The organism is Noviherbaspirillum sp., assembly GCF_036846085.1.
Taxonomy (GTDB): Bacteria; Pseudomonadota; Gammaproteobacteria; order Burkholderiales; family Burkholderiaceae_D; genus Noviherbaspirillum.
The window spans coordinates 1-8,139 of record NZ_DAIUCO010000243.1; the positions used below are offsets into that span (position 1 = coordinate 1).

At 59.7% G+C, this 8,139-nt stretch carries 6 protein-coding genes; 4 read left to right on the forward strand and 2 right to left on the reverse strand.

Annotation, left to right across the window (positions count from 1 at the left end):
* Positions 1–3: 3 nt before the first annotated feature.
* Both V7080_RS21095 and V7080_RS21100 read right to left on the reverse strand, forming a co-directional pair.
* Positions 4–1,563: a benzoate-CoA ligase family protein gene (locus V7080_RS21095; RefSeq protein ID WP_334190358.1), complete on the reverse strand. Its 1,560-nt coding sequence runs from the start codon at positions 1,561–1,563 to the stop codon at positions 4–6.
* 95 nt (positions 1,564–1,658) lie between these two features.
* Positions 1,659–2,147, reverse strand: a complete 489-nt coding sequence (locus tag V7080_RS21100) for a 4-hydroxylaminobenzoate lyase (RefSeq protein ID WP_334190362.1) — start codon at positions 2,145–2,147, stop codon at positions 1,659–1,661.
* A gap of 200 nt (positions 2,148–2,347) precedes the next feature.
* On the opposite strand from V7080_RS21100, the gene V7080_RS21105 reads away from it, so the two are divergent.
* The 4 genes from V7080_RS21105 (at position 2,348) to boxA (ending at position 7,839) form a co-directional block, all read left to right on the forward strand.
* Complete coding sequence (locus V7080_RS21105) at positions 2,348–3,253, forward strand: helix-turn-helix transcriptional regulator (protein WP_334190363.1); 906 nt, start codon at positions 2,348–2,350, stop codon at positions 3,251–3,253.
* A 149-nt stretch (positions 3,254–3,402) separates the two neighbouring features.
* Entirely contained in the window at positions 3,403–5,055 is a 1,653-nt protein-coding gene (gene boxC, locus V7080_RS21110; protein WP_334190359.1) for a 2,3-epoxybenzoyl-CoA dihydrolase, read from the forward strand.
* Between the two features lie 87 nt (positions 5,056–5,142).
* Entirely contained in the window at positions 5,143–6,570 is a 1,428-nt protein-coding gene (gene boxB / locus V7080_RS21115) for a benzoyl-CoA 2,3-epoxidase subunit BoxB (RefSeq protein WP_334190360.1), read from the forward strand.
* 24 nt (positions 6,571–6,594) lie between these two features.
* Positions 6,595–7,839 (forward strand): benzoyl-CoA 2,3-epoxidase subunit BoxA, encoded by a 1,245-nt coding sequence (gene boxA / locus V7080_RS21120; RefSeq protein ID WP_334190361.1) that lies wholly within the window; start codon positions 6,595–6,597, stop codon positions 7,837–7,839.
* Positions 7,840–8,139: the final 300 nt, after the last annotated feature.

Genomic DNA, 8,139 nt, shown 5'->3' on the forward strand with positions numbered 1-8,139 from the left:
TCGTTATCCCTGTGCCCGCAGCTTGAACCGCTGGATTTTCCCGGTCGCCGTCTTCGGCAGGTCGGCGACGAAATGGATCTCGCGCGGATATTTATGCGGCGCCAGCCTGCCCTTGACGAATTCCTTTAATTCCGATTCGAGCGCCGGAGAACCATTGCGGCCGTCCCGAAGGACGACATACGCCACGGTCTTCGTCAGCCCGTGTTCGTCGTTCTGGCCGACCACCGCCGATTCCAGCACTGCCTGGTGAGCGATCAGCGCCGACTCGACTTCGATGGGAGACACATATTGACCGCTGACCTTCAGCATGTCGTCGCTACGGCCCGCGTAGGTATAAAAGCCATCGGCGTCGACCGTATATTTGTCGCCGCTCTTGACCCAGTCGCCAAGAAAGGTGCTGCGGCTCTTTTCGCGGTTGGTCCAGTAGAACAGGGCGGCGCTCGGGCCGCGGATATACAAGTCGCCCACCTCGCCGACAGGCACCGGCTGCATCTGTTCGTTGCGCAACTCGACGTCGTACCCCGGCACCGGGCGGCCCGTCGACCCGTATCGTACTTCGCCTTCCCGGTTCGAGACGAAAATGTGCAGCATCTCCGTCGAGCCAAGTCCATCCAGGATGTCGCAGCCGAAATGTTGCCGGAACTGCTCCCCGACCTCGCGTGGAAGCGCTTCACCGGCTGAGGCGCAGATCCGCAGCGCCACGTCGCCTGCCGGGGGCAGTTCCGGCGAGGCCAGCATGGCGACGAAAAGGGTGGGCACACCGCAGAAGACGGTCGGTTTCTGCCCGGTCAGCCGCTTGAACACGGCGGCGGGCGTCGGGCGCTCCGCCATCAGGACGACGGTGGCACCGACGCTGAGCGGAAAGGTAAGCCCGTTGCCGAGCCCATAGGCGAAGAACAGCTTCGCCGCGGAGAACACGATATCGTCGGATCGGACGCCGAGGATCGGCTTGCCATAGAGTTCGGCCGTCCAGTACAGGTTGCCATGTGTATGCACGGTGCCTTTCGGACGGCCGGTAGAGCCGGATGAATAGAGCCAGAAGGCAATGTCTTCCGCATGGGTATTCGCATTCGCATCCGCTCCGAGCGGCTCGGCGGCAAGCAAATCGGAAAATCTCCGGCACCCGGGAGCCGGCGCGTCCGCGCCGGCGACGAACACCGGCACATCAGCTTTCGCCATGGAAAGCGCTTCCTTCAAGGCCGGCAGAAGCGGCGCGGAGACGATGATCGCCTTGGCGCCGCTATGCTCAAGCATGTAGGCGTAGTCGGTCGCAGGCAGCAGGGTATTCAGCGGCACGGCGACGATCCCGGCAAACAGCGCGCCGAGGAACGCGACCGGCATGTCCACGGTATCGTGCATCATCAACAGGACCCGCTCTTCGCGGCGCAAACCGCTTTGCAGCAGGCCGGCGGCGCAGCGCCTTATCCGCTGATCCAGTTCGCCGTAAGTGATTTGGGTCGCGTCATCGATGTAGGCGACCTTTTCGGGATGATCGGCGTTGAGATCGAGTAGGTGCCGGGTGAAGTTGAAACGCTGCGGCAACGCACTGTACGACTGCTGCATGTCTGTCTCCTGGTGTTGTCAGGCGCGGCTCGCGGTTGCTGCGTGGCATTCGCCCGGTCGGCGTGCCATCTTCTGACGCGAGGCGCCGGCGCGGCTCAAGCGGCTGCGCGGGTGAATGTGATTGCGCCTTGCGGCAGCAGATAAAGAATCAGCGCTTTTCCCTTGGTGACCGTCGGGCTATGCGCGCTGCCTGCTTCATAGACGCACCAACCACCAGGCCTTGAATCAAATTCGGCACCGGAGGTGAGCGGCATGATCAGATCGATCTCGCCGTGGGGATGTGCATGATGCGGCCCCGCAATATCTTCCATTTCCACGACGTCCACGCTGAAGCCGTGGGTCAGGTCGGTGGCTTTCAGGACGCGGCCGTAACGTATGCCGCCGCCTTCCCGGTTGCACATCCAGCCGGCTGCGACGGCATCCCGGCAGGCCTGAAATACCTTGTCGTAGAGATGGCTGCCAGGGCCGTATTGCGCGTTGAGAAATGCGTCAAGCGAGGCATCGAGGGGCAGGGCGGCTATTTCTTCCGTTAGTCCTGCAATGAGACGTTCAAAATCCTGAAGGGATGATTCGGGCGAATTCATCATTTACATCTCCTCGCGATTGCTTTTATAGTGCGCAGACCGCGTCAGGCGACCGCACGATCTTCATATTGCGTTTTATATTGCTCTTGAAACGAGTGTATATGTAATATCTTGCAGATGTCAAGGCGATGGAGCATACTATATTTCATGTCTTTCCCCATTCAATGCATTGTATGAAGAATCCCCCCGATCTGAACAATATGGACAAGAACGCCATCGAGGCAGCACGGGTGGATGAGGAGAAAGATCCCTTTCTTATTTCGCTAGGGGAGCGTGTGCGTGCGCTGCGCGCCAGGCGCGGACTGACACGCAAGGCGCTGGCGCGGCTTGCCGATGTTTCCGAGCGCCATCTCGCCAACGTGGAATCCGGCGTCGGAAATGCGTCGATCCAGTTCCTGCGCCAGCTCACGGCCGTCCTCAACTGCACATTGGCGGAAATGATCGGCGATGAAACGGCGAGTTCGCCCGAATGGCTGATGATCCGTGAAATCCTGCGGGGACGTTCCGACGAGGAGCTGGCCATGGCCCGCACCACGCTGGCAGGTATCTTCGACGCACCGACCAGCGAATCCGCGCGGCGCGATCGCATTGCCCTGATCGGATTGCGCGGCGCTGGCAAATCCAGCATCGGCCGCATGCTTGCGGATCACTGGATGGTGCCTTTTATCGAGCTTAGCCGCCAGATCGAAACGCTGGCTGGTTGCAGCGTTCCCGAAATCCACGCGCTCTACGGACCGAACGCCTATCGGCGGTATGAGTACCGCGCGCTGGAAGAAACCATACGCCGCTGCCCGCGGGCGGTGATCGCGACTCCTGGCGGCATCGTGTCCGATCCGGCAACCTACAACCTTCTTTTGTCGCATTGCTATACGGTATGGCTGAAGGCTTCGCCGGAAGAACACATGAGCCGGGTAGTGGCCCAGGGTGACACCCGTCCGATGTCGGGCAATCGGGAAGCAATGCAGGACCTGAAGAACATCCTCGACAGCCGTGCGCAGTTCTATTCCAAGGCGGACCAGACCTTCGATACCAGTGACATGACCCAGGAATCAGCGTTCTTCGGCCTGCTCGACAAGCTGCGCGCCGGGTTACAGCCGCAGCATTGATGTGCCTAGGAAAGATATTGAGTAGTACTTTTCGATAGAGCGTTTCGACATACAGTTGAATGCATTTTTATGCTTGACTCGTCCATATGCATGCAATATAGTGCCTACACAATGAGATGCAGCATAATGCCTTTGAGGAGTGCAATGCCATGACAGTGCAAGTGAATTACGAGACCTCTCCCGATCGATACAAGCACTGGACGATGTCGGTCGACGGCCAGATCGCTACGTTATCGATGAATGTCAACGAGGATGCCGGGCTGAAGGAGGGCTATAAGCTCAAGCTCAATTCCTATGACCTCGGTGTCGATATCGAGTTGTATGACGCGGTCCAGCGCATCCGCTTCGAGCATCCGTCGGTACGCACTGTCATCGTCACGAGCGCGCGCGATCGCATTTTCTGCTCCGGCGCGAATATCTTCATGCTTGGTAAATCCTCGCATGCATGGAAGGTCAACTTCTGCAAATTCACCAATGAAACCCGAAACGGCCTGGAGGATTCCAGCCGCAATAACGGCCTGAAATTCATTGCCGCGGTCAATGGCGCGTGCGCCGGCGGCGGCTATGAACTCGCCGCAGCATGCGACGAAATCATTCTGGTTGACGACCGCTCGTCGTCGGTCAGCCTGCCCGAGGTGCCGCTGCTCGGCGTGCTCCCCGGCACTGGTGGACTGACCCGGCTGACCGACAAGCGCAAGGTGCGCCACGACCATGCCGACATCTTCTGCACCACATCGGAAGGCGTGCGCGGCCAGCGTGCCAAGGACTGGCGCCTGGTGGACCATATCGCCAAGCCGGCGCAGTTCCAGGAAACCGTGCGTGCCCGCGCCGAAGCGCTTGCCGCCACAAGCAATCGCCCGGCAGACGCAAAGGGCGTCAAGCTCACGCCGTTGAACCGCAGGCAAACCGACAACGGCGTCGACTATGAATATGTATCGATCGCCATCGACCGCACCGCCCGCACCGCCACATTGACGGTGAAAGCGCCATCGTCCTTGCAGCCGAACGACATCGCCGGCATCGAAGCGGCGGGCGTGCAGTGGTGGCCGTTGCAGATGGCGCGCGAACTCGATGACGCCATCCTGCATCTGCGCACCAACGAACTCGATACCGGCACCTGGCTGCTCAAGAGTGCGGGCGACCCGCAGGCCGTGCTGGCGGTAGACGAGGTGCTGACCGCGAACGGCAGCCATTGGCTGGTGGCCGAAACCATCGGCCTTCTGCGCCGCACGCTTGCGCGTCTTGATGTGTCCTCCCGTTCGCTGTTTGCATTGATCGACGAAGGCTCCTGTTTTGCCGGCACGCTATTCGAAGTGGCATTGGCAGCCGACCGCATCTACATGCTGGCGCTGCCGGATGAGCCGGAAAAAGCACCGCACATTGCACTATCGGCGATGAATTTCGGCGCGTATCCGATGGTGACAGGCCAGTCGCGCATTGGCCGCCGCTTCTACGACGACGAGGCGGAAGTCGGCGCGGCGCGCGCGACCATCGGGCAGTCGCTCGATGCGAAGCAGGCGATGGCGCTTGGCCTCGTCACCTACGACCCGGACGATCTCGACTGGGCGGATGAGACCCGCCTGGCGATCGAGGAACGCGCGAGCATGTCGCCCGATGCCTTGACCGGCATGGAGGCCAACCTGCGCTTCAACGGCAAGGAAACCATGGAAACCCGCATCTTCGGCCGATTGACCGCATGGCAGAACTGGATTTTCATCCGCCCGAACGCCGTGGGCGATCTGGGGGCATTGAAGGTGTACGGCTCCGGCAACAAGGCGCAGTTCGATCTCGATCGCGTTTGATCGATGCAGGAAGCAGGCAGGGTGCGCATGGCGCGCCCTGCGTTCCACAACGAATTTCATGTCTGAACAACATTTAAGGACCCAACCGTGAGCACGATCAACTACAGCGAGAAGATTCCGAACAACGTCAATCTGTCCGAAGACAAGACGCTGCAGCGCGCGCTTGAACACTGGCAGCCGAATTACATCAACTGGTGGAAGGACATGGGGCCGGAAGGTTCGCAGTCCCATGATGTGTATCTGCGCACGGCGGTCAACGTCACGCCCGAAGGCTGGGCGCATTTCGATTATGTGAAGATGCCCGACTATCGCTGGGGCGTGTTCCTGGCGCAGCCGGAACAGGACCGCAAGATCAACTTCGGCGAGGAAAAAGGCAAGGCCGCGTGGCAGGAAGTGCCGGGCGAGCACCGTGCGAACCTGCGCCGCATCATCGTCACGCAGGGCGATACCGAGCCGGCCTCGGTGGAGCAGCAGCGTCACCTCGGCCTGACCGCGCCGTCGCAATATGATTTGCGCAACCTGTTCCAGATCAACGTGGAAGAAGGCCGTCACCTGTGGGCGATGGTGTACCTGTTGCACAAGTACTTCGGCCGCGACGGACGGGAGGAAGCGGAAGCGCTGCTGCATCGCAACTCCGGCGACCAGGACAACCCCCGCATCCTCGAAGCATTCAATGAAGAAACACCAGACTGGCTGGCGTTCTACATGTTCACCTACTTCACCGACCGCGACGGCAAGTTCCAGCTCAACGCGCTGGCCGAATCCGGCTTCGACCCGCTTTCGCGCACCACCCGCTTCATGTTGACCGAGGAAGCGCATCACATGTTCGTCGGCGAGTCGGGCATTTCCCGTGTCCTGCAGCGTACCTGCCAGGTCATGAAGGAGCATGGCATCGAAGATCCGGAACAGGTGCGCGCCAAGGGCGTGATTGATTTGCAGACCATCCAGCGTTACCTGAATTTCCATTTCAGCGTGACCGTCGACCTGTTCGGTGCAGACCAGTCGTCGAACGCGGCGAATTTCTATACGTCCGGCCTGAAGGGCCGCTACGAGGAAACCAAGCGCGACGATGACCACCTGCTGAAAAACAACCAGTACAAGATTCTCGAAGTGCAGAATGGCAGCCTGGTCGAGCGTGAAGTGCCGATGCTCAATGCCTTGAATGAAGTATTGCGCGACGACTTCATCCGCGACTCGGTCGCCGGCATCGGCCGGTGGAACCGGGTGATCGAAAAGGCTGGCCTGCCATTCCGTCTCGTGACGCCGCACAAGGCATTCAATCGTCATATCGGTACCTTTGCCAATATGCGGATCTCGCCGGAAGGCCGGGTGATTTCCGAAACGGAGTGGCAGGCAAACGTGCGCAACTGGCTGCCGACCGAGGAAGACCGCGCGTTCGTCAGCTCGCTGATGGGACGCGTGATCGAACCGGGCAAGATGGCGAACTGGATCGCGCCGCCGCCGGTGGGCATCAACCGCCAGCCGATCGACTTCCAGTACGTGCGTTTCAACTGATCGGCCCAACCGAGAAGATTTCCCATGAATGCTCCAGAACAGATCGTATTGATAAAGCAGCACCTGATCGATCCCGAGATCTGCATTCGCTGCAACACCTGCGAAGAAACCTGCCCGATCGATGCGATCACCCACGACGACCGCAACTATGTCGTCAAGGCGGATGTCTGCAACGGGTGCGGCGCCTGCATCTCGCCGTGCCCGACCGGGGCGATCGACAACTGGCGCACGATGGCGAAGCAATCGGCCTATTCGATCGAGGAACAGCTCACCTGGGATGAATTGCCGGCAGAGAAGGCGCTGGAAGAGAGCGTGCTGACGGTGATCGAGCATGACAACGAGGCCGAAGTCGCATCGGAAAACCTGCAGCACAATGCGGCGGTGTCGGCCAGTTCGCCGACGCCGCCGTGGTCCGCGGCGCATCCCTACCTGAACCTGTACACGCTGAAAAACCCGATCACCGCGACGGTCGCCGGCAACTTCCGGCTGACTGCACCGGATGCGCAAAGCGACGTCCGGCATATCGTGCTGGATTTCGGCACGCAAGTCTTTCCGGTACTCGAAGGCCAGTCGATCGGGATTGTTCCGCCGGGGGTCGATGCGAGCGGCAAGCCGCATTACATCCGCATGTATTCGATCGCCAGCCCCCGCGACGGAGAGCGGGAGGGGTACAACAACCTGTCCCTGACGGTCAAGCGCGTAGTTGAAGATCACGATGGCAAGCCGGTGAACGGCGTGTGTTCCAACTATCTGTGCGATCTGCAGAAGGGCGATACGGTGCAGGTAACCGGTCCGTTCGGCGCCAACTATTTGATGCCGAACCATACCGGTTCCAACATCCTGATGATCTGTACCGGCACCGGATCGGCACCGATGCGTGCCATGACCGAGCACAGGCGCCGCTTCTATGCCAAGGGCAAGCCGCAGGACGGAAAGCTGATGCTCTTCTTCGGTGCGCGCAAGCCGGAGGAATTGCCCTATTTCGGGCCGTTACGGAAGCTGCCGGCGGACTTCATCGACATGCATCTCGCGTTTTCCCGCATGCCCGATGAGCCGAAAGCCTACGTGCAGGACAAGATGCTGCATGCCGGATCGGCGGTCGCCGAGTTGCTGAAAGGCGATACTTACATCTATATTTGCGGACTGAAGGGTATGGAAAAGGGCGTCATGGAGTCGCTGCAGGCGATCTGCGCCTCACAGGGTATGGATTGGGCTGAAATGCATCCGAGGATGGTGAAGGAAGGGCGGTTTCATGTGGAGACGTATTAAGCGTTAATACGCTATAGGAAAGGCTCAAAACTGTTCGCCACATTGTTCGCTATGACGTTTTGTGTTGAGTAGTTGCTTTCGTTGCAGCTTGATGATGGTTGATAAGTTTTCACGTCGTATTTTTTGGTTGCTTGTCAACGCCGACCAAGTCAATGCAACGAGGCTTTGGCCGTTGAATTCCGCTTGGACGCTGCCGAAAAAGAGGGGGCTAAAGCGGGTAAGGAACCGAAATTTGTCTGAGCCGTAGGCGAGTTTATTTCGCTTCCCGTTTTGACCGCGTCACTTTTGGGCACCCCGAAG